Here is a 23959-nt window from a genome sequence, read left to right as displayed (position 1 = left end):
CGATATCGAAATATTAGCAAACGAAGAACGCCATGCGACACTCGGTTATGCCCAAACGCCAACGGTCGGCCGCGCAACAGCACCGTGATGCCGTGGCGGCCTACGTCGCGGCAGGCGGCGAGGAGTCGGTCCAGCGGGTCATCACCGCGGTCTACGGCGTGACGAAGAAGCTCGACCAGTGGTACGCCCGCCAGCTCGCTGACCTCGACCTCACCCAGGGGGAGTGGGCTGTGGTCGCCGCCCTCGCCAAGGCCGGGGAGGAGTGCCTCACCCCGAGCCAGCTCGCCGAACTCACGAGCGTCGCGCCCTCATCGATGACCCACCGGCTCGACAAGATGTCCGAACGCGGCTACGTCCAGCGGCGACCGGACACGGACAACCGCACCCGAACCCTGGTCTCACTCACCCCGGTCGGGTGGCAGGTGTTCACCCAGTCCGTGCGTGAGTCCGACGTCGTCGAGAGCGATGTGCTCGGAGGGCTGAGCGCCGCCGAGCGTGGCGAGCTCGCCCGCCTGCTCGAAGGGGTCATCGCCCACCTGGACGACGTCGACGCCTGACCTCGGTCCCTGCGTCGGCTCAGTCCTCGGGCTGGTACCCGAGGTTGGGCCCGAGCCAGCGCTCGGCCTGCGCCAAGGTCCAGCCCTTGCGCTCGGCGTAGTCCTCGACCTGGTCGCGGCCGAGACGACCGACGACGAAGTACTGACTCTGCGGGTGCGAGAAGTACCAACCGCTCACCGCAGCACCGGGCTGCATCGCCATTGACTCGGTCAGCTCGATGCCCGCGCGATCCGTCGCATCAAGGAGCTTGAACAGCGTCTCCTTCTCGGTGTGGTCCGGGCAGGCGGGATAGCCGGGGGCGGGACGGACACCGGCGTACTTCTCGCCGATGAGGTCGTCGTTGGACAGGTGCTCGTCACCCGCGTGTCCCCAGAACTCGCGACGGACGCGCTCGTGCATGCGCTCGGCGAACGCTTCGGCCAACCGGTCAGCCAGAGCCTCCAGGAGGATCGCGCTGTAGTCGTCGAGCTCCTCCTTGAACGCCATGATCCGCTCGTGGGTCCCGTGCCCGGCTGTGACCGCGAACCCGCCGACGTAGTCCCGCAGCCCGGTCTCCTTGGGCGCGATGAAGTCGGACAGGCACCGGTTGGGCACGCCCTCGCGGTGCTGACCCTGCTGACGCAACCCGTGGATCGTCGTGAGGACGCTCTCACGGGACTCATCGGCATACACCTCGATGTCGTCACCGACGGCATTCGCGGGGAAGAGGCCGATGACACCGTTGGCGGTGAGCCACTTCTCCTTGATGATCCTGTCGAGCATCGTGTTGGCGTCCTCGAACAGCTTGCGTGCGGTCTCGCCGGTCGCCGGGTTGGACAGGATGTCGGGGTAGCGACCCTTCATCTCCCACGCCTGGAAGAACGGCGTCCAGTCGATGTAGCGACGCAGCTCCTCGATCGGGTAGCTGACGAACTCCCGGGTGAACTGGGCTGCAGCGCGGTGCCACTTCGTGTCGGTCGTCCCCGACCACACGTCCTTGCTCTGCTGCGCGAGCAGGTGCGGACGAACCGGCCGGTATGCCGTCCAGTCGATGGGGGTGTGCGCCTTGCGGGCCGCGTCGATCGAGACCAGAGGGCGTTCGGTCGACTTGGCAGCGTGACGGGCACGCATGGAGTCGTAGTCGGCCTTGATCGTCTGCAGGAGCGGCTCGCGTTGGGTCTCCGACAGCAGCTGGCTGGCGACAGGCACGGACCGTGAAGCGTCCTTGACCCAGACGACGGGGCCGCTGTACTGACCATCGACCTTGACCGCGGTGTGCGCCCGGGAGGTCGTCGCGCCACCGATGAGCAGCGGGATGGTGAACCCCTGGCGCTCCATCTCCTGGGCCACGCGCACCATCTCGTCGAGCGAGGGGGTGATGAGGCCGGAGAGGCCGATGATGTCGGCGCCCTTCTCCTTGGCCGTGTCGAGGATCTTCTGGGTCGGCACCATGACGCCGAGGTCGATGACGTCGTAGTTGTTGCACTGCAGCACGACCCCAACGATGTTCTTGCCGATGTCGTGGACGTCGCCCTTGACCGTCGCCATGACGATGAGGCCCTTGCTGTTCTGCGTGGAGACGCCGGAGCGCTCCTTCTCGGCCTCGATGTAGGGAATCAGGTGTGCGACAGCCTTTTTCATCACGCGCGCTGACTTCACGACCTGGGGCAGGAACATCTTGCCGGCGCCGAAGAGGTCGCCGACAACACCCATCCCGTCCATGAGCGGGCCCTCGATCACCTCGATGGGTTTGCCGTCGGCCGCCTCGATCTCCTGACGCAGGAGCTCGGTGTCCTCGACCACGAAGTCGTCGATGCCCTTGACGAGGGAGTGGGTGATGCGTTCGCGGATGGGCAGGCCGCGCCACTCCGCCTCGGTGACCTCGGGTGCCGCCTCGCCGGTGTTGTTGAACTTGTCGGCGATCTCGACGAGCCGCTCGGTCGAGTCGGGGCGTCGGTTGAGAACGACGTCCTCGATGCGTTCGCGCAGCTCGGGGTCGACGTCATCGAGGACGACGAGCGCCCCTGCATTGACGATGCCCATGTCCATGCCGGCCTGGATGGCGTTGTAGAGGAAGACCGCGTGGATCGCCTCGCGCACCGGGTTGTTGCCCCGGAACGAGAAGGAGACGTTGGAGACGCCACCGGAGACGAGTGCTCCGGGAAGGTTCTCCTTGATCCACCGGGTCGCTTCGATGAAGTCGGTTCCGTATGCCGCGTGCTCCTCGATGCCCGTGGCCACCGCGAAGATGTTGGGGTCGAAGATGATGTCGTGCGGGTCCATGCCGACCTCGTGCGTCAGCAGGTCGTAGGCGCGCTGACAGATGACCTTGCGCCGCTCGAGCGAATCCGCCTGGCCCTCCTCGTCAAAGGCCATGACGACGACTGCCGCGCCGTACTTGTGGCAGAGGCGGGCATGCTCGAGGAAGGGTTCGACGCCCTCCTTCATCGAGATCGAGTTGACGATCGGCTTGCCCTGGGAGCACTTGAGACCGGCCTCGATGACCTCCCACTTGCTGGAGTCGATCATGAGGGGCACGCGGCAGATGTCGGGCTCGCTGCCGATGAGCTTGACGAAGCGGTCCATCGCGGCGACGCCGTCGATCATCCCCTCGTCCATGTTGATGTCGATGACCTGGGCGCCGGCCTCGACCTGCTGACGAGCGACGGAGAGGGCCGCGGGGTAGTCCTCTTCCTTGATGAGGCGGCGGAAGCGTGCCGACCCGGTGATGTTGGTGCGCTCGCCGACGTTGACGAACAGCGAGCTCTCGTCCACGGTGAGCGGCTCGAGCCCGCTGAGGCGCAGGGCTCCGGGGACGTCCGAGGGCACGCGCGGGGTGCCCTCGGCGGCCGCTGCGGCGATCGCCTCGATGTGTTCCGGAGTCGTGCCGCAACAGCCACCAAGGATGTTGACGAGACCGCTGGTGGCGAACTCGCCGACGACGGATGCCATCTGGTCCGGCGTCTCGTCGTACTCGCCGAAGGCGTTGGGCAGACCGGCATTCGGATAGGCCGACACGAAGCAGCCCGCGATGCGCGACAGCTCCGCGACGTAGGGGCGCAGCTCATCGGCCCCGAGCGCACAGTTGAGTCCGATGACGAGCGGGCGGGCGTGGCGCACGGAGTTCCAGAAAGCCTCGGTGACCTGACCCGAGAGAGTGCGTCCCGATGCGTCGGTGATCGTGCCCGAGATGATCACCGGCCAACGACGACCCAGATCGTCGAAGAGCGTCTCCACGGCGAAGATCGCGGCCTTGGCGTTGAGGGTGTCGAAGATCGTCTCGATGATGAGGGCGTCGGCGCCGCCGTCGACGAGGCCCCGAGCCTGTTCGAGATAGGCCTCGACGAGCTCGTCGAAACTGACGTTGCGGGCACCCGGGTCGTTGACGTCGGGGGAGATGGACGCGGTGCGGGTCGTCGGCCCGAGCGCGCCCATGACCCACCGCGGACGCCCGGTCTCGGCGGCCACCTCATCGCAGGCGCGTCGGGCCAGCCGGGCGGCCTCGAGGTTCATCTCGTAGGCGATGTCGGCCATGTCGTAGTCCGCGAGCGAGATGCGCTGCGCGTTGAACGTGTTGGTCTCGACGAGGTCGGCTCCGGCGAGGAGATAGGCGCGGTGGATGCCCTCGATGATGGTCGGGTTCGTGAGACTGAGCAGATCGTTGTTGCCTCGCAGGTCGCTCGACCAGTCCGCGAACCGCTCGCCGCGATAGTCCTCCTCGGACAGCCCCTCCTGCTGGATCATCGTCCCCATCGCACCGTCGAGCACGAGGACGCGCTCGGTCAGGGCGGCCGTGAGATCGGCCGTCGCATCCGGACGGTGGTCGATCGCGGTGTCCGCGGGCGACGTTGTGGCGGGGGAGGAAGTCACCTGCCCCAGTATGCCGTCGTGCTTGTAGGGTCGCGGCGTGGCCGCACCCAATGAGACACCGTCCTCCGGGTCCTCCGGCCTCGTCATCGCCCGCATCGGGGGTGTCCCGGTCCAGATCGGCGCGAGCTGGCTCCTGCTGGCCGCAGTCATCATCTACATCGTGGTCTCTGGCGAGTCGGATCAGGGACCTCGCGCCTACATCCTGGGACTGGCCTTCGCCCTGTCCCTGCTCATCTCCGTCCTCGTGCACGAGGGTGCCCATGCCGTGACGGCCCGGGCGGCGGGCCTGCCGGTCCACCGAGTGGTCGCGGACCTCTGGGGTGGGCACACGGCATACGATCCGCGTTTGTCGACCCCGGGCAAGGCTGCGTTGATCGCGGTCGTCGGACCCGTGGCCAACCTCGCCCTGTCGGGGATTGCGTGGGTGGCGTCGCACGCAGTGACGCAGGACGGCCTCACGGGGAGGGTTCTCTACGCCGTCGCCTTCGTCAACCTGCTGCTCGGTGGTTTCAACCTCCTGCCCGGCCTGCCGCTCGATGGTGGGCAGCTGGTGGACGCCCTGGTGTGGAGGATCACCGGCAAGCGCGAGACGGGCCTCATCGCTGCGGGTTGGACGGGCCGGTTCGTGACCCTCGGCGTCATCCTGTGGTTCATCGTGCGGCCGCTCCTCGAGGGGACCGACCTGTCCTTCTACTCGATCGCGTGGACCGGCCTCATCGCCGCCTTCATGTGGCAGGGAGCCACGGCCGCCCTCCGCACCGGCCAGGCCCGGCAGATGCTCGCCCGAGGCACCGTGGCCCAGGTGGTGCGTCCGGTTCCCGTGCTGCGTGGCAGCGACGTGCTCGAGGCTGCCGCGGCCACGGGAGGCCTTGCCGTCGTCGTCGACGAACAGGGTCGCCCCACCGCGCTCGTCCTCCCTCAGGATGCCCAGGCCGTGCCCCGCGATCGATGGGCCAGCACGCCCGCATCCGCCCTCGCCAGGGTGCAGGCCGAAAGGTGGGTCGCCGAGACCAGGCCACAGGACGACCTCACCGCCGTCGTCACCGCGATCCAGCAGTCCACGAGCAGCGTCGTCGTCGCCGTGGAGGACGGCCGCGTGCTCGGGCTCGTGACGGTCGAGGCGGTCAACGCCGCCATCGGCGCCAACTAGACTCCACCCTCATGAGTGCGACCGGTGCGGACCTTCGACGTGGACCCTTTGCCGAAGGTGAGCGGGTGCAGCTCACCGACGCCAAGGGGCGGCTCCACACCATCACCCTGGCGCCCGGCAAGCAGTTCCACACCCACCGCGGCTACCTGCAGCACGACGACCTCATCGGTTCGCCCGACGGCTCGACCGTGAGCAACACGGCGGGCTTCCAGTACCTCGCGCTGCGGCCCCTGCTGTCCGACTACGTCATGTCGATGCCGCGCGGCGCCGCTGTCGTCTACCCCAAGGACGCCGGCCAGATCGTCACCTTCGCCGACATCTTCCCCGGTGCCGTCGTCGTCGAGGCCGGTGTCGGATCGGGCGCCCTGTCCATGTCGCTGCTGCGGGCCGTGGGGGAGTCGGGCAAGGTCCACTCCTTCGAGCGCCGCGAGGACTTCGCAGCCATCGCGGTGGCCAACGCCCGCACCTACTTCGGCACCGACCACCCCGCGTGGACGGTCACGGTCGGTGATCTCGTCGAGGCCCTGCCGCAGAACGTCGAACCCGGAACCGTCGACCGCGTCGTCCTCGACATGCTCGCCCCCTGGGAGTGCCTCGACGTCGTCGGCGAAGCCCTCGCGCCCGGTGGCGTGCTCATCTGTTATGTCGCCACCGCCACCCAGCTGTCCAAGGTCGCCGAGGCCATGCGCGACGCCGGCAACTGGACCGAACCCTCCGCCTGGGAGTCGCTCGTGCGCGGATGGCACCTCGAGGGACTGGCAGTGCGTCCCGAGCACCGCATGCACGGCCACACCGGCTTCCTCATCACCACCCGTCGACTGGCCCCCGGAGTCACCCCGCCCCTGCGCAAACGCCGCCCCGGCAAGGGCTACGAGGGCCTTGACGACGTCGACGGGAACCCCGTCGAGGGCCTGCCGGGCTCGACCTCAGAGGAGTGGACCTCCGAAGCCATCGGCGAACGTGTTCCGTCCGACAAGCGAGTCCGCAAGGTCCGTCGCAGCGTCACGGGTTAGCGTTGAGGGGCCAGCAGAGCCGAGGAGGCCCCGATGACCGAGTTCACTCCGTCCGAACGCGATGCCACGCGCCGTCTTGAAGGCACCGTGAACGACCTGCGTTCCCAGGTCAACACCGTGTCCGCGCAGAACGAGCGACTCGTGCGCACCCTGCGCGACGCCCGCGAACAGATCGTCACCCTCAAGACCGAGGTCGACCGCCTGGGGCAGCCGCCTTCCGGCTACGGCATCGTCGTCGAGACCTTCCCGGACAAGACGGTCGACGTGCTCACTGGCGGCCGCAAGATGCACGTCGCCGTGAGCCCGACGATCGAGGCCGGCGAGATCGAGGTCGGCCGCGAGGTCATGCTCAACGAGGCGATGAATGTCGTTGCGGTGCATGGGTTCGAGCGCGCTGGCGAGATCGTCCTCCTCAAGGAGATTCTCGACGACGGCCGCGTTCTCGTCCTGTCGCGCGCAGACGAGGAGCGCGTATGCCGTGTGGCCGCGTCCCTCAAGGACGTCAGGTTGCGCGTCGGAGACGCCCTGCTCCTCGAGTCACGCAGCGCTTTCGTCTATGAGCAGATTCCTCGCGCCGAGGTTGCGGACCTCGTCCTCGAAGAGGTCCCGGACATCGCCTATGACGACATCGGTGGGCTCGGGAGCCAGATCGAGCTCATCCGTGACGCAGTCGAGCTGCCCTACCTCCACCCCGACCTCTTCACCGAGCACCACCTCAAGGCCCCCAAGGGTGTGCTCCTCTACGGCCCTCCCGGTTGTGGCAAGACGATGATCGCCAAGGCCGTCGCTGCCTCCCTTTCGCGCAAGATCGCCGAGAAGGAGGGGCGCGAGCCGGGCAAGAGCTACTTCCTCAACATCAAGGGCCCCGAGCTGCTCAACAAGTATGTCGGCGAGACCGAGCGGCACATCCGGCTCATCTTCCAGCGCGCTCGCGAGAAGTCCTCTGAGGGCTTCCCCGTGGTGGTCTTCTTCGACGAGATGGACAGCCTCTTCCGCACCCGTGGGTCCGGCGTCTCGAGCGATGTCGAGACCACCATCGTCCCGCAGCTCCTCAGTGAGATCGACGGCGTTGAAGGCCTGGAGAACGTCATCGTCATCGGCGCCAGCAACCGCGAGGACATGATCGACCCGGCCATCCTGCGCCCCGGCCGTCTCGACGTGAAGATCAAGATCGAGCGCCCTGACGCCCAGGCCTCGACCGAGATCTTCCTCAAGTACCTCACCCCCGACCTGCCCCTCCACGCGGACGACCTGGCCGTCAACGGTGGCTCGCCCGAGGCCACGGTCGAGGCCATGACCGAGGCGGTCGTCACCCGGATGTATGCCGAGGACGAGGACAACGAGTTCCTCGAGGTGACCTATGCCGGCGGCGACAAGGAGGTCCTCTACTTCAAGGACTTCAACAGCGGCGCGATGATCCAGAACATCGTCGACCGGGCCAAGAAGATGGCCATCAAGGACTTCCTGACCACGGGTCACCGCGGCCTGCGCGTGGACCACCTCCTCGCGAGCTGTGTGGACGAGTTCAAGGAGAACGAGGACCTGCCCAACACGACCAACCCGGACGACTGGGCGCGGATCTCGGGCAAGAAGGGCGAGCGGATCGTCTACATCCGAACGCTCATCAAGACCAAGGAAGGCAACGAACCCGGCCGCTCGATCTCGACCATCGCCAACACTGGTCAATATCTCTGACACGTCAGGGGACGAACCCGGCGGTTGCGGAGACCAGTGGCCTGACGCACGGAAGCTCCCAAGGACGCTTGTCGCGCTCCGCTGTCACCGGGTGAGCGCGACCCAGTTGGGGTCCGTCTTTCGAGGACCCCAACTGGGGTCGTACCGGAAACCCACAGTCCAAGCGTCTCCATCGGGAGCAGGCTGGGACGTCGGGGCGATGCCCGGGTTATCGGCTCACGGGTCGCACCGAGCAGCGCTGTATGCCGACGCGACGGTGATGCAGGTCCTCACCATGTCCTCGAAACCGGCCTGATCCCAGGTGTTCCAGAAGTCGACGTGCATCTCGGTTCCCGAGCGCATGCCATGGTCACTGGTCAGTGCCACGTCCGCGCCGTTGCCGGTATAGGCGTACTGGATCGTCTCGCGCAACTGGACCATCTCGATGGGGAACGCAGCCGGGCATGCAGTCTTGTTGGCGGGGTATGCGTAGTTCGCATTGTCGCGGGTGTCACCCACGTCCCCCGGTGTGTGGTTCGGCAGCACGCCGTTCCAACACGACGGGAAGTTGACGTGGGCAGTCAGGGTGTTTCCGGGACTGCCGTCCTCACCAGTGCAGTCGGGGATGAACCCGACCCCGCCCTGAACGGCGGCCTGTCGTGAGGCTTGTCCGCACGTCCATCCGGTCAGGCCGTAGCCGGCCTCGTCGGTGGCGACGAGGCGCGTGTCCGGGGGAAACGGCCTGCCCTGTCCGGAAGACTGACTTGCAAACGCCCGGTAATAGGCGGTGAACTGCACGGGCGGTACGCGCTGGCCGGCTTTCGGTCCGGACGTGAACACGAGCGACGGTGCCCAATAGGCTGCGGTGTCCTTCTGCTCGCGGCACGTCGTCGCTGAGCCCCTCACGTCGTTGTAGTCGGCACCGTTGCCGAACGTGCCCTGCCAACTTTTGGCCCCGAAGAAGTCATGTTGGTGAGCCGCCGCGGCCTGGTTGTGGTTCACGATGGGGTCCACCGTGCCAACGTGCACTGCCACATCGCCGCGGCTTGGCAGACCCACGTCACATTTGATCTTGGCTACCGCTGACGCGGGCGAAGGTGCGGACACGCTTGCTGCCACGAGTGCGAGGGCTGCAGCTGAAGTCAGCGTGAAGCGAGCGAGCTTCAAGGTGACGGACAAGTCTGAACGGTTCGCGCTGTGTGGCCGAAAGAAGGCAGGAAAAATGGCGATGTCTGTACTCCGATGCTCGACGACAGGACTTCAGGAAAGTCATCAGGTGATGCTTTCGTCCTTGGCTCGTGGAAGAGTACTGGAAAGGTGCCGCCTGCGCGTCCCAGGGTTGCGTGCGCGAGGCGGCCTGGGGCGGATTTCGACCCGAGATGCCATTCGTTCTGCGTCGTCTGACGAGGGTTAAGTAACTAGTTACTGCGGTCCTGATTGACGATTCACGTACCGGGCCCTTGGGTCGATTTCGCCCTTCACATGCGAAGACGCGGACTGTCGTGAGGACAGTCCGCGGGGCCGGCCGGGGAGTCTGCACGTATACCTCAGCAGGTTCCCGACGTCAAGTTGTTTCGGATCCCTTCGTCTGTCCAAATCTTGAGACAATTGCCGACGGCGGCCTCTGGAGTCGCCGGCGCCGCGTATCTCTGAGCGTCCGGTACGCATCACCGACACCCAGTTCTGCAGGATCCGGTCCGCGGCGAACGGGTCACGCCTTTCCCATGTCCTGAGGATTGGCGCCCTCAGGGCCCACGCGGGCTCGAGCCAAAGGCCATGGCGAAAGTGACCCGAATGACCCATATGAGCCACTGCTCATAGGCACGCCCGGCTCATTCGGAGCGCGAAGTGTAGTTCCCGATGAGCGCCGACCTGCTCGGAGGAATGTGCGACCGAATCACCCATGAACGCGAATCTCCGGAGCGTCCGGGCTTCTTATTGGTGCGAGTTCTGCCTGATCTGCGACCAATGAAGACGCCTGGCTTTCGTCATTCCTGCTTTTGTACACGCATTCTCGTGCGCTATGTGAACGACGCGGGTCGGGAAGCAATAGCGATGGAGCGGCAGACTTCGTTGAGGAGCATTGGTGATGTGAATTCCGAGCGCGAAGAGCTACGCCATGTCAGTTCGCTGCGCCTGTCCACTTCTTCGATGTGCGCCCTGCCGGCAGGCCCGCGGAGTTGTCGAGGTGGGATGTGACGTCAGGCGACAAACCCAGCGACCAGACGCCAGCCGAGCATCGTCACAGCGAGAAAGACAGAGGCGACGACGATGAACGACGGCGCCGTGCCGGTCGCTGCCAAGCGACGGAAGAGCATCCCGACCACGACCGTGGCCGCCACGACGATGACGCCGAACCGCCACGTGCGGGGCGAGGCGTCCAGGGTGATCGAGGCGACGAGGTAGCCCGCGGCGGTGCCGCACAGGAAGGGCGCTGCGGTCTCGAGGACTCCGGCGAACGTGATCCCGTGAGCGTGGGAGCGCCGTCCGACGAGAGCGAAGACCACGACCGCGAGCAGGTCGAGAAGGGGAGCGACGAGGCGACTCATCGAGGTTCAGCCACCGACCTTGTCGAACAGCGAGCCCTGGGGTGGCGCGTGCGTCGGGTCGACTCCGTCGAACAGGATGCTCACCGACTCACCGCCGTGGATCCGGGTGATCGCCTCCGCGAAGAGCCCCGAGACGGTGCGGACCTGGAGTTCAGGCCAGCCGCTCGGTGCAGGCACCGTGTCGGTCGTGACGATCTGACTCACCATCGGGTGGCCACGCAGCCGCTCGACGGCCTTGCCGGCAAAGAGCCCGTGAGTGCACGCGACGGCGGCCTCGGTGACCCCGAAGTCAGCCAGGCGATCGAGGAGCTCGAGGATGGACCCCCCTGTCGCGATCTCGTCGTCCAGGACGATGGCGCGCTTGCCTCGGACGTCGCCGACGATCGAGTCGATGACGACCTTGTCGTCGCTCTGCCGCTGCTTGCTGCCGGCCGCAACCGGCAGGCCGAGCAGGCGTGAGAACTGGGTCGCTTCCTTGGCGTTGCCGAGGTCAGGCGAGATGACGACGGAGTTGGTGAGATCCGTTCCCCGGAAGTGGTCGGCGAGAACTCCGAGCGCGGTGAGGTGATCGACGGGAACGGAGAAGAAGCCGTGCACCTGAGGCGCGTGGAGGTTCATCGTCAGCACGCGATGGGCGCCGGCGGTCGAGATGAGGTCGGCCACGAGCCTTCCACCGAGCGAGATGCGCGACGCGTCCTTCTTGTCGGACCGGGCATAGGCGTAGTGCGGGATGACCGCGGTGATCTGGGCGGCGGACGCGCCTCGGGCAGCGTCGATCATGAGGAGCAGCTCCATGAGGTGCTCCTGCGTCGGCGGGACGAGCGGCTGGATGATGTAGACGTCGCGCTGGCGGCAGTTCGCGAGCAGCTGGGCCTGGAGGCAGTCGTTGCTGAAGCGCTTGATCTCGCTGCCCGACAGCGGCACGCCGAGCTGGTCGCAGATCTGGGAGGCGAGGGTCTGGTGGGCACTACCGGAGAAAACGACGATCTCGCGCATGGGTCGACCCTAGGCCAGACGTCAGGTCAGGTGAGTGCGGAGTTCATTCACGAGTTCCCATCGATGCTGCGCCCCTGCGGCACACGCACCGGGGAAGCTCGCGAATCCGTGCGGCACGCGGAGGTAGTTCGTGTGGCGAACGTCGACGCCTGCGGAACGCAAGGCGGCGGCATACCGGATTCCGTCATCCCGGATCGGGTCGAGGTCCGCGGTCTGGATCAGCGCGGGCGGTAGCCCGACGAGTTCGCCGAACAACGGCGACTGGACAGGGTCGCTGAGATCCAGTCCAGCGGCATACAGCTCACGGAAGGAGAGGATCGACGCCTTGGTGAGGATGGGGGCGTGTGCGTGCTCCTCGATGGACGGTGACTGCATGGTCAGGTCGGTGGCCGGATAGATGAGCGCCTGGTGACGGATCCAGTCGGCTCCGCTGCCGTGGACGACCTGGGCGACCACGGCCGCGAGGTGCCCGCCGGCCGCGTCCCCGCAGACGGCGAGGCGGTGCGCATCGGCCCGCAACACGTCCGACTGTGCCGCGATCCACGTCGTCGCGTCGACGGCGTCGTTGACGGCTGTGGGCGCCGGGTGCTCGGGCGCCAACCGGTAGTCGACGCTCACGACAACGGCCCCGACCTCGGCCGCGAGGTGGGTGCAGAGCGGGTCGTAGTTCACGAGGTTTCCGAGCACCCAGCCGCCGCCATGGAAGTAGACGATGACCGGAACGTCGATCTGGGAGTCACGAATGGCCCGCGGGCGATAGATGCGCAGCGGGATCTCGTAGCCGTCACGAGCCGGCGCCGTCCCGAACGTGATGCCCACCGCGGGGTCGACCCTGCCCGTGACCCAGGAGGTGAGCCGTTTGGCCGGATAGGTCGCGGCGCGGGCTTCGTGGCGCTGCTCTTCGCTCATGTTCTCGACGGGAACTCGCATCCGGTCGACGACGGCGACGGTCGCGGTCGTCAAGGGGGACATCCCGCGGTAGGAGCGCATGCGAGGAGTATGCCGGGGGGCGAGCCGGGCATCCGCCGTCCGGCGTGGTTTCCTTGCATCCATGTCAGTGCGACGCGTCATGGGTATCGAGACCGAGTACGGCATTTCGGTCCCGGGGTCGCCCTCGGCCAACCCCATGGTCCTGTCCGGGGACGTGGTGACGACGTATGCCGCGAGCCGGGGGGTCCGTCCCGCGCAGGCTTCCTGGGACTACGCCGACGAGGCGCCTCTGCGCGACGCCCGTGGGTTCGACATGGGTCGGGGGAGCGCCCACGCCAGCCAGCTCACGGACATCGAGGACCCCACGATGGCCAACGTCGTCCTCACCAACGGAGCCCGTCTCTACGTCGACCACGCCCACCCCGAGTACGCCTCACCGGAGGTGACCAACCCGCGCGACGCGGTCGTCTGGGACAAGGCCGGCGAGCTCATCATGCGAGAGGCCGTCCAGCGACTCGCGACCGTGCCGCCGGGCGTCAACCTCTACAAGAACAACACCGACGGCAAGGGTGCGTCCTACGGCACCCACGAGAACTACCTCATGTCGCGCCGCACGCCGTTCGCACGGATCATCTCCCAGCTCACGCCGTTCTTCGTCGTGCGCCAGGTGATGTCCGGCTCGGGTCGGGTCGGGATCGGCGTCGACTCGCGTGCGACCGGCTACCAGATCGCACAGCGCTCTGACTTCTTCGAGGCCGAGGTCGGGCTCGAGACCACCCTGAAGCGCCCCATCATCAACACCCGCGACGAGCCCCACGCCGTTGCCGACCTCTATCGCCGGCTGCACGTCATCCTCGGGGACGCCAACCACTGCGACGTCGCCAACCTCGTCAAGATGGGCTCGACCTCGCTCGTGCTGGCGATGATCGAGGACGACGCCTTCACGACGGACCTCAGTGTGCGTTCGCCCGTGCCCACCCTGCGAGCGGTGAGCCATGACCCGACCCTGAAATCGACGATCGAGCTGACGAACGGTCGCTCGATCCGACCGGTCGAGCTGCTGCGCACCTTCCACGAACTCGCCGCCCGCTACGTCGACAACACGTGGGGCAGTGACGTCGACGCCGAGACCATCGAGGTCCTGCACTGGTGGGACACGGTGCTCACCGCACTCGAGGGCGACCCGATGGACGCGCGTCGCTGGGTGGACTGGGTGGCCAAGCTGTCGGTCCTCGAGGGCTACCGCGAGCGCGACTCCCTCGGCTGGGGTGACCCGCGGCTCAAGGCTGTCGACATCCAGTGGTCCGACGTGCGCAGCGACCGGGGTCTGGCGCATCGGCTTGCGGCGACCGGGCGCGTCGAGGTCCTCGTGCCCGAGGCCGAGGCTGCAGCCGCGATGGACAACGCACCCGAGGACACCCGGGCCTGGTTCCGTGGGGCGTGCCTGCGCAAGTTCCCCGAATCGGTCGTCGCCGCCTCGTGGGACTCGGTCGTCGTCGAGGTGCCGGGGGAGCGCTCTCTTCAACGCATTCCCATTCTCGAACCCTTGCGTGGCACCAAGGACGCAGTCGGCGACCTCGTCGAAGGGGCGTCCGACATCCGGTCGCTCCTGGAGTCCTTGGCCACTGTCGAGCAGGCCGCGGACTAGGCTCGGACCTCAGGCACCGTGACGGTGCTGCACTTGATACGAGGAGGAGCCCATGGCCGGCCAGGAGCAGATCAAGCCAGGTCGACGGGACGACGGTCCGGACGACGCCCCCGAGCCTGCAGCGGCGCCTGCAGCACAGGTGTCCGACACCGAGATCGACGACATCCTCGACGAGATCGACGGAGTCCTCGAGACCAACGCCGAGGAGTTCGTCCGCGGGTTCGTCCAGAAGGGTGGCCAGTGAGCCCCGTGCCCGACAGCGGACGTCTCCCTGGGGCATACCTGCGGACGGGTTCTGCCTCGTTCACCGAGTTCATCGCGGAGCACGCACCGAGCCTCATCCCGTCACGACGCGGCCTGCCGCCGGGAGCGACGATCGACGCCCCGCACGGGACGACGATCGTCACGCTCACCTACCAGGGCGGGGTCCTCATGGCGGGTGACCGCCGGGCGACAATGGGCAACATCATCGCCAACCGCGACATGGAGAAGGTCTTCGCGACCGACGAGTTCTCCGTCGTCGGCATCGCTGGGACGGCTGGTCTCGCGATCGAGCTCGTCCGCCTTTTCCAGGTCGAACTCGAGCACTACGAGAAGATCGAGGGCACGCTCATGTCCCTCGAGGGCAAGGCCAACCGCCTCGCCTCGATGATCCGCGGCAACCTCGGAATGGCCATGCAGGGCTTGAGCGTCGTGCCCGTCTTCGCAGGCTTCGACCACCACGAGTCGATCGGCCGGATCTTCTCCTACGACGTCACCGGCGGGTGCTACGAGGAGCACGACCACCACAGCATCGGCTCGGGTTCACTCTTTGCCCGCGGCGCGCTCAAGAAGCTCCACCGCCCCGACATGACGAGTGATGAGGCCGTCCGGATTGCCGTCGAGGCTCTCTGGGACGCGGCTGACGACGACTCGGCGACCGGTGGCCCCGACGTGGGTCGACGCATCTGGCCGACCGTCGCGCTCGTCGACGCGGACGGTGCGCGGTTCGTGGCCGACGACAGTGTCGCGCCCGTGGTCGACGCCATCGTCGCCGACCGCCGTGGCAATCCCGGCGGACGACGCGGGGGAGGTGCCTCATGACCGCGGGTATGCCGTTCTACGTCTCGCCCGAGCAGCTCATGAAGGACCGGGCCGACTTCGCCCGCAAGGGCATCGCCCGCGGTCGCTCGGTCGTCGTCCTCGGCTACGACCACGGCATCGCCTTTGTCGCCGAGAACCGATCACGCAGCCTGCACAAGATCGGCGAGATCTATGACCGCATCGCCTTCGCGGCGGTCGGCAAGTACAACGAGTTCGAGAACCTGCGCGTTGCCGGCGTTCGGTATGCCGACCTGCGCGGATACTCCTACGACCGCAGCGATGTGACCGCTCGAGGACTCGCCAACGCCTACGCGCAGACGCTCGGGACAGTCTTCACCCAGGAGTCGAAGCCCTATGAGGTCGAGATCGTCGTGGCAGAGGTTGGCCAGGACGTGCACGGTGACCAGATCTATCGGCTGACCTACGACGGCTCCGTCGCGGACGAGCGTGGACTGGTCGCCATGGGGGGCGCCGCCGACCAGATCGAGGAGCGCCTCACCGAGCAGTGGCAGCCCGGGCTGACTCTCGCGCAGGCGTTGCAGCTTGCCGTCGCCGGTCTGGCCCATGATCCCGCTGGAGGTCCCGATCGCGAGCTGGGGCCGGACGCTCTCGAGGTGGCCGTCCTTGACCGGACTCGGTCACGTCGCACGTTCCGGCGCATCAACGGTGACCTGCTCGGTCAGCTGCTGTCCGAGGACGACCCGACGGACGACGTGCCGCCGGTCGACCACGACAGCCCACGTCAGGCGGCCAGCAACCCGCAGACGCAGCGACACGGCGACGAGACAACCCCCGACTCCGACTGAGACCGCCCTCCGGGGCTCTCGACTCCTTGCGCATGGCCGCGCGCCTCCGCGCGCACGGCAATGCGCGCTCAGTCGCCCTAGGGGCTGCGCGCGCCGACGCCGTAGCCCGTAGACACTTCTCGTTGCGGCGCGCTCCGCCCTGCGGTCGAACGCACGCACTGCCATGCGCAGACGGAGTCGGAGCTCGGTTCGGTCAGGTCGTGGGGAGTGCGGCTGCGAGCCACGAAACCGTCTTGACCCAGGCCTCTCGTGACGCGCCCTCGTGGTGAAACATCGGCGACGGGTTGTCGAAGGCGTGACCGGCGCCGGGGTGCAGCACAAAGGTGACGTCGTCGTGGCCGTCGCTGACGGCCTGCTCAATCGCGCGGACCGTGTCCATCGGGATGTAGTCGTCGCTGTCCCCGAAGTGGTGCAGGCTCGGTGTCGTGACCCGGGACGCGAGACCGAGCAGGCTCGGCAGGGCAGAGCCGTAGTAGCTGACCAGGACGTCCGGCTTCGCATCAGCCACTGCCGCAACGTTGTAGGCCAGTCCGCCGCCGAAGCAGAAGCCGAGGAGGCCGACGCCGCCGGAGACGGCGGGGTGGTCACGCAGGGCCGACAGGGCAGCGACGCCGTCGGCCACGGCCCCGGGCCAGTCGAGTTCTTCGAGCAGGCCCATCGCCTGGGGCAGGCCATCGCCACCCTCCTCGATGACGGGGTCGCCGAGCCGTCCGTAGAAGTGGGGGACCAGCACGACGTAGCCGAGGTCAGCGAGGTCCTGGGCGCGCGACCGGATGTAGTCGGTCACCCCGAAGATCTCCTGGAACAGGACGAGACCCGGTCCAGTTCCGGACTCGGGCAGAAGCAGGTCGGCGGGAATGTCGAGCTCGATGTCGTCAGGCATGGGACAAACGTATGCCGCGCGGCCCCTGGGAGGGGACCACGCGGCATACGGGAAAGCTGTCAGGGTCAGGCCGTGGGCGCCGCCGCGTAGCGCAGGTAGGGCTTGATCTCCTCGACGTCCTTGAACTTCTCGCGCGCGTCCTCGGTGGAGACGGTCGGCGCGACGATGACGCGCTCGCCCGGCTTCCAGTCGGCCGGGGTGGAGAAGGGACCGGAGTCGTTGACCTGGAGGGCGTCGAGGGCGCGCAGGACCTCGTCGAAGTTGCGGCCGGCGCTCTTGGGATAGACGAGCGAGAGACGCACCTTGCCCTTGGGGTCGATGAGGAACACCGAACGCACGCTCGACGTGTCGCCCTCACCCGGGTGGATCATGTCGTAGAGTTCGGCGACCTTGCGGTCCTTGTCGGCGACGATCGGGTAGGTCACGGGCGAACCGCCGACCTCCTCGATGTCCTTCTTCCAGGCGTTGTGGTCCTCGATCCCGTCGACCGAGACGGCGAGGACCTTGGCGTCGCGCTTGGCCCACTCGTCCTTGAGCGCGGCGACACGCCCGAGCTCGGTCGTGCAGACGGGGGTGAAGTCCGCCGGGTGACTGAAGAGGACGGCCCAGCCGTCGCCCTTCCACTCGTGGAAGCTGATCTCACCCTCAGTGGTCTCAGCGGTGAAGTCGGGGGCGTTGTCGCCGAGACGCAGCGTGGCCATGGGAACGGTCCTCTCATCGGTAACACGAAGTTGTCAGAAACCAAACATGCCGTTAAGTACCGGATGGTGGTACCGACGTTCCGGATGCTGGACGCCCTCCGGAGTCGGGTCCCGGCGTCCGGGGGTGGCGCAACTAGGGTGACGCCATGGACCGACGGATCTTCGGGATCGAGAACGAGTACGGCATCACCGCCTCGTCCGAGGGGCAACGCACCCTCACGCCCGACGAGGTCGCCCGCTACCTCTTCCGCAAGGTCGTGGCCTGGGGTCGCTCCAGCAACGTCTTCCTCGCCAACGGCTCGCGGCTCTATCTCGACGTCGGCAGCCACCCCGAGTACGCCACGGCCGAGTGCGACTCCCTGCGGCAGCTCGTGGCCCACGACCGGGCAGGGGAGCGGGTCGTCGAGGGGCTGACCGCCGACGCGGAGGCGCGCCTGCGCGAGGACGGCGTGCGCGGCGACATCTACGTCTTCAAGAACAACACCGACTCCGCCGGCAACTCCTACGGCTGCCACGAGAACTACCTCGTCGGCCGCGCCGGCGACTTCCAGGTCTTCTCCGACGCCCTGCTTCCGTTCCTCATCAGTCGCCAGATCATCTGCGGCGCAGGCAAGCTCGTGCGCACCTCCAAAGGCGTGGAGTATGCCGTGAGTCAGCGGGCGGACCACATCTGGGAAGGCGTGTCGTCGGCGACGACACGCAGTCGTCCGATCATCAACACCCGTGACGAGCCGCACGCCGACGCGGAGCACTACCGCCGCCTGCACGTCATCGTGGGTGACTCCAACATGAGCGAGACGACGACCCTGCTCAAGGTCGGATCGTGTGACCTCGTGCTGCGGATGATCGAGGACGGCGTCGTCATGCGCGACCTCACTCTCGAGAACCCCATCCGCGCGATCCGCGAGATCAGTCATGACACGACAGGTCGACGCCTCGTGCGTCTGGCCAACGGTCGTGAACTCAGTGCGCTCGATCTGCAGCGCGAATACCTCACTGCGGCAACGGCATACGTTCAGCGTGAAGGCACGAGCGACCCGGATCACAAGACGGTGCTCGACCTGTGGGAACGCACGCTCGAGGCGATCGAGACCGACAACCACTCACTCGTCGACACCGAGATCGACTGGATCATCAAGCACAAGCTGCTGGGCGACTACGCGACCAAGTACAGCCTCGACCTCGACCACCCGCGACTGGCCCAGATCGACCTCGCCTACCACGACATCAACCGCCGACGTGGGCTGTTCTACCTCCTTCAGGCCCGCGGCCGGGCGGCGCGAGCGGTCACCGACCCCGAGATCTTCGAGGCCAAGGTCAAACCTCCGCCCACGACCCGGGCCAAGCTGCGCGGTGACTTCATCCGGGCCGCGCAGGAGCACCGGCGCGACTTCACGGTCGACTGGGTGCACCTCAAGCTCAACGACCAGGCCCAGCGCACGGTCCTGTGCAAGGACCCGTTCCGCAACGAGGATCCCCGCGTCGAGCGGCTCATCGCCGGTATGTGATTCAGGGAGCGGATTCAGGAAAGGGACAGGTCCACTGGTTATGGTGGCCCCTTCCCAGCCACCGCTGAAATCTGAGGTTCACTGTGTCCCGCCCCCGTTTTGCACCCCTCGCCGTGGCGCTCGTCGTCGGCGTCGTGGCCCTCGCCGGCTGCGGCGACTCCTCCGGCGACTCCAAGGACGCGAAGGCTGACACCGGCCCACTCGCCTCGGTCAAGGTCGAAGGAACGGACCCGGCCAAGGAGCCGACCGTCACGCTCGGGACCAAGCCGCTCAAGCTGACCGGTGAGACGAAGCGCGTCATCACCGAGGGCAAGGGCACGGCCGCCGGCAAGACCGACCTGCTCTCGATCAAGGCGCAGATCATCAACGGCACCGACGGCAAGGTCGCCACGAGCACGTGGAAGGAGCAGCAGAACCTCGGTATCGACCTCACCGACAAGAACATGTTGCCGATCTTCACGAGCCAGCTCCCCGGCGCCAAGCCCGGCGCTCGCCTCCTCATCGCTGCGCCCACTTCTGCCGTCTACGGCCCGCAGGGCAACGAGAGCCTCAAGCTCAAGGCAGAGGACCCGATCCTCTTCGTGGTCGACGTCGTCAAGGTCGCCTCCCCGCTCAAGGAGGCCGAAGGCGCCGACGTCGCACCGAAGTCCGGGCTGCCCACCGCCAAGACGACTCTCGGCAAGCCGGCCGTCATCACCATCCCCAAGACCGCGGCCCCGACGACGCTCGTCAACCAGGCGCTCATCACCGGCAAGGGTGACAAGGTCGTCAGCGGCCAGACCTTGCGGGTGGCCTACACCGGCGCTCTCTGGCGTGACGGCAAGGTCTTCGACTCCTCGCCCGGCTACCCGACGCCCATCGGTGTCGGCGCAGTCGTGCCCGGCTGGGACAAGGCCATCGTCGGCCACACCGTCGGCAGCCGCGTGCTGCTCGTCGTCCCGCCGGCCGACGGCTACGGCAAGGAGGGCCAGGGCGACATCAAGGGCACTGACACCATGGTCTTCGTCGTCGACATCCTCGGCGCCGTCTGACCTGCAGGAACCAGCACGATCCACCACAACCCGCACCACCGAGCAGGACCCCCGTACGACCCGCCCTGACCACCTCTCCGGAAGGACCTTCCATGGGTTTTGACCCCGCCACCACCAAGCCCGAGATCGACTTCCCGGGTGACGCTGCACCCACCGAGCTCGTCATCGAGGACATCACCGTCGGCGACGGTGCCGAGGCCACGGTCGGCTCGACCATCTCGGCGCACTACGTCGGTGTCGCCCACTCGACCGGCGAGGAGTTCGACGCCTCCTGGGGCCGCGGAGCGCCGCTCGACTTCCGCCTCGGCGTCGGCCAGGTCATCCGCGGTTGGGACGACGGCATCGTCGGGATGAAGGAGGGCGGCCGACGTCGCCTGCTCATCCCGAGTGACCTCGCCTACGGTGACCGCGGCGCTGGCGCCGTCATCAAGCCGGGCGAAAGCCTGATCTTCGTCGTGGACCTCGTCAGCGTTCGCTGATCCGCTGGGCCGCGCAGACACCCGCGACGGCGCTGACGACGAACGCAGCGAGGTCCTCCTCGAGGCCGCGTCCCATCGTCGAGAGTTTCACCGGGCTCTGACGCAGCGCTTCAATCACACCTTCCGTGCCGATCTCGACGACGTCGAGGTCGGCACGGCTGTGTGCGGCGAGGTCGATGGCCTGCCTGCGGACAAGAGCGGCGAGCTCGCCGCCACCCGCCAGGACCGGGAGGATCGCGGGGGAGAGCAAAGCCTTTCCGTATGCCGTCGTGCTGTGGTGCGAGATCCCGCGGTGCCGAGGGCGGGGGTCGCCTCCCGAGACGCGCAGCGCCGCGATGCTGGTGCCGCCGAGCACGTGGGTGGCGTGGAGGGCTTCCGCCGCGGCCACGCCTGAGTAGCCCCACGGCGTGCCCGTGCCGACGTTTCCCGGGCCCTGGATGACGATGGTGACGTCGGCATCCACGACGTGGCGTGCGGCCAGCAGACCGCTGTGAAGCGAGACTGCCTCGAAGTCTCCGCCAAATGCCTGGCCCACGGTCAGGGTCGCCGCGATCCAGCCAGCCTCCTTGAGCCCAGCGACTGCGCGCGAGAACGCGATCGGCAGGGCTCCGCCGTCGGTCATGACATAGGCGACCCGAGCCTCCGGCCGCGCGAGCCGGACCCCGGCGATGAGCGCAGGCAGAGCCGAGTGGAGGTCGGCGACGACGACGGGCATCAGGTCGAGGGAGGTCGCGTCGATGAGGACGTCGTGGTGGATGCTGTCCTGCTCGTCGACCGCGAGGAACATCTGCTGCTGTGGGGTGTAGCGCGCCTTGACGATGTGCCCGGGGGAGTCGGGAGCGTCCTGCGGAAGGCGGTCGGGGATGGCCACGATGAACGCCAGGCCACCAGTGCCCAAACCCTTGAGCAGGGCCGTGGCGTTGAGGATCACCCGGTCCCCCGGCTCGGGGCGCCCGACCATCGCCGTGTAGGCGAGGCAACGCACCTCGGAACCGGTGTCATCAGCGGAAGCCAGCCTCACGGCATACTCCACCGATCCCGGCCACTCACGGATCTCTTCGACGACTACGCCCTCGCGCCACTGCATCACGAGGTGCAGGCTATCGAGTAGCGTCGGATGCATGAGCGCAGCGACGGGCCCGGCGGCCAAGACGGAGCGCCTCCTCAACCTCGTGCTCGTGCTCCTCTACACGCGTCGACCGTTGTCGAAGGCGCAGATCCGCGCCCTCGTCCCGCAGTACGGCGAGACCGCGTCGACCGAGTCCTTTGACCGGATGTTCGAGCGCGACAAGGACGAGCTGCGGGGGCTTGGCGTCCCCTTGGCGACCGAGGAGATCGACCTCTTCCACGAGGACGAGCCCGGCTACCGGATCCACCAGCGCGACTACGCCCTGCCCGACCTGGAGTTCGAGCCCGACGAGCTGGCCGTTCTCGGCCTGGCCAGCCGGAGCTGGGCCCAGGCGTCGATGGCGGGGCCCGCGGCGCAGGCCCTGCGCAAGCTGCGCGCTGCCGGCGTCGAGCGCGACGAGGGTGCCCTCATCGGCATCGAGCCGCGGCTCCGGACGACCGAGCCCGCGTTCGAGTCCGTCAAGGACGCCGTCCTCAGCCGCACGCCCATCACGTTCACCTATCGGCGGCCCGAGCGCGGCGAACCCCAGGTGCGCAAGGTGCAGCCGTGGTCGCTCGTGCAGTGGAACGGCCGCTGGTACCTCGCGGCCTACGACCTCGACCGCGAGGACACGCGCGTGTTCCGGCTCTCGCGTGTCGACGGCGCGGTTCGAACGTCGGGTCCTGCTGGTTCTTTCAATGTCCCGGCCGATCACGAGGCTCGCATCATGGTCGAGCGCTCGGCCCCACGCGGTGAAGCTCGTCCGGCCACCCTGCTCGTGCGGCCGGGAGCCGCTCACAGCCTGCGGCGCCGGGCCACGTCGACGACCGAGGTCGACAGCGGCTGGTCGCAGCTGAACATCGAGTTCCACGACGTCGACGGCTTCGCGGCCGAGATCGCCGGGCACGCCGACAACGTGCGGGTGCTCGAACCTGACGAGCTGCTCGACCGGGTGCAGACCCAGCTGCGGGCCACCCTCGCCGTCCACGAGGCGGGCGTCTGATGGCGACCGAGACCGCGACCAACCGCCTCGCCCGGCTGCTGACGATGGTGCCGTGGCTCGTCAACCGTCAGGGCATCGAGCTGGAGGAGGCAGCACGCGGGCTGGACGTGTCCGTCGAGCAACTCGAGTCCGACCTCAACCTGCTCTTCCTGTGTGGCTACGGCCAGATGCCCGACGAGCTCATCGAGGCCGACTGGGAGGAGGGCCGGGTCTTCGTGGGCAACGCCGACACGATCTCGCGGCCGCTGCGTCTCGGCGTCGACGAGGCCGTGACCCTCATCGTCGGACTCCGCACCCTCCTCGACGTTCCGGGCCTCACCGAGCGCGACGCCATCGAGCGGGCCCTGGCCAAGCTCGAGACTGCGTCGGGGACGGCCGCCGAAGCCGCCGCCCGGGTCTCCGTGGACCTGGCGGGGGAGCGGGTCGACGACGCCACCCTGGCTGGGGCTCGCGAGGGCGTCGAGAACCACCGTCGCCTCCACCTGACCTATCACGTGCCCGGGCGCGACGAGTCGACCGAGCGCGACGTCGACCCCATGCGCGTCATCGCGGCCGACGGGCACTGGTATCTCGAGGGCTACTGCCATCGCGCCGAGGGCATTCGGGTGTTCCGGCTGGACCGCGTCGAGAACCTCACTGTCCTCGACGAGGACGGGACACCACCCGAAGGCGTGGCACCGCGCGAGCTCGGCGAGAGCATCTTCAGCCCGGCCGAGGACGACCTGCTCGTGACGGTGCGGCTGCTGCCCGGTGCCCTCTGGGTGAGCGACTACTACCCGGTGGAATCCTCGAAGGATGCCCCGGACGGTTCGCGCACCATCACCCTCCGCACGGCTGACACCGCGTGGATCGAACGTCTCGTTCTGCGGATGGGCGGCCACGCCGTGGTCGTTTCACCGCAAGATCTCAGCGAACGCATAGCCGCGAGGGCCCACGCAGCGCTCTCGCCACAGACCCACGACGTAGACTGACCACAGACCTCACACTGGA

Annotated in this window: 21 protein-coding genes; 13 read left to right on the top strand and 8 right to left on the bottom strand. The window is 67.5% G+C overall.

From position 1 onward, the window contains the following. Window positions 1–32: 32 nt before the first annotated feature. Window positions 33–557 (top strand): MarR family winged helix-turn-helix transcriptional regulator, encoded by a 525-nt coding sequence (locus ACFQRE_RS18620; RefSeq protein ID WP_380125320.1) that lies wholly within the window; start codon window positions 33–35, stop codon window positions 555–557. Between the two features lie 19 nt (window positions 558–576). Here ACFQRE_RS18620 and metH read toward each other — a convergent pair whose 3' ends face one another. Then, window positions 577–4407, bottom strand: coding sequence for a methionine synthase (gene metH, locus ACFQRE_RS18615; RefSeq protein WP_449274552.1), 3831 nt, complete (start codon window positions 4405–4407; stop codon window positions 577–579). 37 nt (window positions 4408–4444) lie between these two features. Between metH and ACFQRE_RS18610 the strand changes: the two genes are divergently transcribed. From ACFQRE_RS18610 to arc, 3 genes are read left to right on the top strand one after another with little or no spacing between them, the layout of a single operon-like run. Then, complete coding sequence (locus ACFQRE_RS18610; protein ID WP_380125318.1) at window positions 4445–5557, top strand: site-2 protease family protein; 1113 nt, start codon at window positions 4445–4447, stop codon at window positions 5555–5557. Between the two features lie 11 nt (window positions 5558–5568). Beyond that, window positions 5569–6570: a tRNA (adenine-N1)-methyltransferase gene (locus ACFQRE_RS18605; protein WP_380125316.1), complete on the top strand. Its 1002-nt coding sequence runs from the start codon at window positions 5569–5571 to the stop codon at window positions 6568–6570. 33 nt (window positions 6571–6603) lie between these two features. Then, window positions 6604–8265: a proteasome ATPase gene (arc, locus tag ACFQRE_RS18600; RefSeq protein ID WP_380125314.1), complete on the top strand. Its 1662-nt coding sequence runs from the start codon at window positions 6604–6606 to the stop codon at window positions 8263–8265. A gap of 216 nt (window positions 8266–8481) precedes the next feature. Here the strand turns inward: arc and ACFQRE_RS18595 are convergent, their stop codons facing one another. From ACFQRE_RS18595 to ACFQRE_RS18580, 4 genes are all read right to left on the bottom strand, one after another. Beyond that, window positions 8482–9258: a DUF1996 domain-containing protein gene (locus tag ACFQRE_RS18595; protein WP_380125312.1), complete on the bottom strand. Its 777-nt coding sequence runs from the start codon at window positions 9256–9258 to the stop codon at window positions 8482–8484. A 1187-nt stretch (window positions 9259–10445) separates the two neighbouring features. Further along, window positions 10446–10793: a DUF3054 domain-containing protein gene (locus ACFQRE_RS18590; RefSeq protein WP_380125310.1), complete on the bottom strand. Its 348-nt coding sequence runs from the start codon at window positions 10791–10793 to the stop codon at window positions 10446–10448. A gap of 6 nt (window positions 10794–10799) precedes the next feature. Further along, window positions 10800–11789: a ribose-phosphate diphosphokinase gene (locus ACFQRE_RS18585; RefSeq protein ID WP_380125308.1), complete on the bottom strand. Its 990-nt coding sequence runs from the start codon at window positions 11787–11789 to the stop codon at window positions 10800–10802. Window positions 11790–11810: 21 nt separating this feature from the next. Then, window positions 11811–12779 carry an alpha/beta hydrolase gene (locus ACFQRE_RS18580; RefSeq protein WP_380125306.1) on the bottom strand — a complete coding sequence of 323 codons (969 nt, stop codon included), beginning with the start codon at window positions 12777–12779 and terminating at the stop codon, window positions 11811–11813. A gap of 61 nt (window positions 12780–12840) precedes the next feature. On the opposite strand from ACFQRE_RS18580, the gene dop reads away from it, so the two are divergent. Genes dop through prcA form a run of 4 tightly spaced genes read left to right on the top strand, consistent with a single transcriptional unit; the run spans window position 12841 to window position 16256 of the window. After that, window positions 12841–14367 (top strand): depupylase/deamidase Dop, encoded by a 1527-nt coding sequence (dop, locus tag ACFQRE_RS18575; RefSeq protein WP_380125304.1) that lies wholly within the window; start codon window positions 12841–12843, stop codon window positions 14365–14367. Window positions 14368–14419: 52 nt separating this feature from the next. Then, window positions 14420–14611, top strand: coding sequence for a ubiquitin-like protein Pup (locus ACFQRE_RS18570; RefSeq protein WP_009774904.1), 192 nt, complete (start codon window positions 14420–14422; stop codon window positions 14609–14611). Next, window positions 14608–15450, top strand: a complete 843-nt coding sequence (gene prcB, locus ACFQRE_RS18565) for a proteasome subunit beta (RefSeq protein ID WP_380125301.1) — start codon at window positions 14608–14610, stop codon at window positions 15448–15450. The genes ACFQRE_RS18570 and prcB overlap by 4 nt, the downstream gene beginning before the upstream one ends. Next, entirely contained in the window at window positions 15447–16256 is an 810-nt protein-coding gene (prcA, locus tag ACFQRE_RS18560; RefSeq protein WP_380125299.1) for a proteasome subunit alpha, read from the top strand. The genes prcB and prcA overlap by 4 nt, the downstream gene beginning before the upstream one ends. A 193-nt stretch (window positions 16257–16449) precedes the next feature. Here prcA and ACFQRE_RS18555 read toward each other — a convergent pair whose 3' ends face one another. After that, on the bottom strand, window positions 16450–17139 hold the full coding sequence (locus ACFQRE_RS18555; RefSeq protein ID WP_380125297.1) for a dienelactone hydrolase family protein: 690 nt from the start codon (window positions 17137–17139) through the stop codon (window positions 16450–16452). Between the two features lie 65 nt (window positions 17140–17204). Further along, window positions 17205–17840 (bottom strand): peroxiredoxin, encoded by a 636-nt coding sequence (locus ACFQRE_RS18550; RefSeq protein WP_380125295.1) that lies wholly within the window; start codon window positions 17838–17840, stop codon window positions 17205–17207. Between the two features lie 146 nt (window positions 17841–17986). Here ACFQRE_RS18550 and pafA point away from each other — a divergent pair, with 146 nt between their 5' ends. The 3 genes from pafA (at window position 17987) to ACFQRE_RS18535 (ending at window position 20858) form a co-directional block, all read left to right on the top strand. After that, entirely contained in the window at window positions 17987–19348 is a 1362-nt protein-coding gene (gene pafA / locus ACFQRE_RS18545) for a Pup--protein ligase (RefSeq protein ID WP_380125293.1), read from the top strand. Between the two features lie 83 nt (window positions 19349–19431). Next, window positions 19432–20379, top strand: a complete 948-nt coding sequence (locus ACFQRE_RS18540; RefSeq protein ID WP_380125291.1) for an FKBP-type peptidyl-prolyl cis-trans isomerase — start codon at window positions 19432–19434, stop codon at window positions 20377–20379. A gap of 92 nt (window positions 20380–20471) precedes the next feature. Further along, the gene (locus ACFQRE_RS18535) at window positions 20472–20858 is read left to right on the top strand and encodes an FKBP-type peptidyl-prolyl cis-trans isomerase (RefSeq protein WP_380125289.1); all 387 of its coding nucleotides are present in this window, start codon (window positions 20472–20474) and stop codon (window positions 20856–20858) included. On the opposite strand, the gene ACFQRE_RS18530 is transcribed toward ACFQRE_RS18535, so the two are convergent. Then, entirely contained in the window at window positions 20845–21948 is a 1104-nt protein-coding gene (locus tag ACFQRE_RS18530) for a DUF3866 family protein (RefSeq protein WP_380125287.1), read from the bottom strand. The two genes, ACFQRE_RS18535 and ACFQRE_RS18530, sit on opposite strands and share 14 nt — an antisense overlap. 31 nt (window positions 21949–21979) lie before the next feature. Here ACFQRE_RS18530 and ACFQRE_RS18525 point away from each other — a divergent pair, with 31 nt between their 5' ends. Beyond that, the gene (locus ACFQRE_RS18525) at window positions 21980–22969 is read left to right on the top strand and encodes a helix-turn-helix transcriptional regulator (protein ID WP_380125285.1); all 990 of its coding nucleotides are present in this window, start codon (window positions 21980–21982) and stop codon (window positions 22967–22969) included. Continuing rightward, window positions 22969–23940, top strand: a complete 972-nt coding sequence (locus ACFQRE_RS18520; RefSeq protein WP_380125283.1) for a helix-turn-helix transcriptional regulator — start codon at window positions 22969–22971, stop codon at window positions 23938–23940. The genes ACFQRE_RS18525 and ACFQRE_RS18520 overlap by 1 nt, the downstream gene beginning before the upstream one ends. The last annotated feature ends 19 nt before the right edge of the window (window positions 23941–23959 follow it).

It is taken from the genome of Knoellia pratensis (assembly GCF_042666395.1).
GTDB classification, from domain to species: domain Bacteria; phylum Actinomycetota; class Actinomycetes; order Actinomycetales; family Dermatophilaceae; genus Knoellia; species Knoellia pratensis.
This window is presented reverse-complemented; position numbering and strand designations above follow the sequence as displayed.

Coding starts and splice junctions, on each gene's coding strand:
- ACFQRE_RS18525 (WP_380125285.1), top strand. CDS start 21,980: ATGAGCGCAGCGACGGGCCCGGCGGCCAAGACGGAGCGCCTCCTCAAC.
- ACFQRE_RS18605 (WP_380125316.1), top strand. CDS start 5,569: ATGAGTGCGACCGGTGCGGACCTTCGACGTGGACCCTTTGCCGAAGGT.
- ACFQRE_RS18590 (WP_380125310.1), bottom strand. CDS start 10,793: ATGAGTCGCCTCGTCGCTCCCCTTCTCGACCTGCTCGCGGTCGTGGTC.
- ACFQRE_RS18570 (WP_009774904.1), top strand. CDS start 14,420: ATGGCCGGCCAGGAGCAGATCAAGCCAGGTCGACGGGACGACGGTCCG.
- ACFQRE_RS18520 (WP_380125283.1), top strand. CDS start 22,969: ATGGCGACCGAGACCGCGACCAACCGCCTCGCCCGGCTGCTGACGATG.
- ACFQRE_RS18550 (WP_380125295.1), bottom strand. CDS start 17,840: ATGGCCACGCTGCGTCTCGGCGACAACGCCCCCGACTTCACCGCTGAG.
- prcA (WP_380125299.1), top strand. CDS start 15,447: ATGACCGCGGGTATGCCGTTCTACGTCTCGCCCGAGCAGCTCATGAAG.
- arc (WP_380125314.1), top strand. CDS start 6,604: ATGACCGAGTTCACTCCGTCCGAACGCGATGCCACGCGCCGTCTTGAA.
- ACFQRE_RS18555 (WP_380125297.1), bottom strand. CDS start 17,139: ATGCCTGACGACATCGAGCTCGACATTCCCGCCGACCTGCTTCTGCCC.
- ACFQRE_RS18580 (WP_380125306.1), bottom strand. CDS start 12,779: ATGCGCTCCTACCGCGGGATGTCCCCCTTGACGACCGCGACCGTCGCC.
- dop (WP_380125304.1), top strand. CDS start 12,841: ATGTCAGTGCGACGCGTCATGGGTATCGAGACCGAGTACGGCATTTCG.
- ACFQRE_RS18620 (WP_380125320.1), top strand. CDS start 33: ATGCGACACTCGGTTATGCCCAAACGCCAACGGTCGGCCGCGCAACAG.
- pafA (WP_380125293.1), top strand. CDS start 17,987: ATGGACCGACGGATCTTCGGGATCGAGAACGAGTACGGCATCACCGCC.
- ACFQRE_RS18585 (WP_380125308.1), bottom strand. CDS start 11,789: ATGCGCGAGATCGTCGTTTTCTCCGGTAGTGCCCACCAGACCCTCGCC.
- ACFQRE_RS18535 (WP_380125289.1), top strand. CDS start 20,472: ATGGGTTTTGACCCCGCCACCACCAAGCCCGAGATCGACTTCCCGGGT.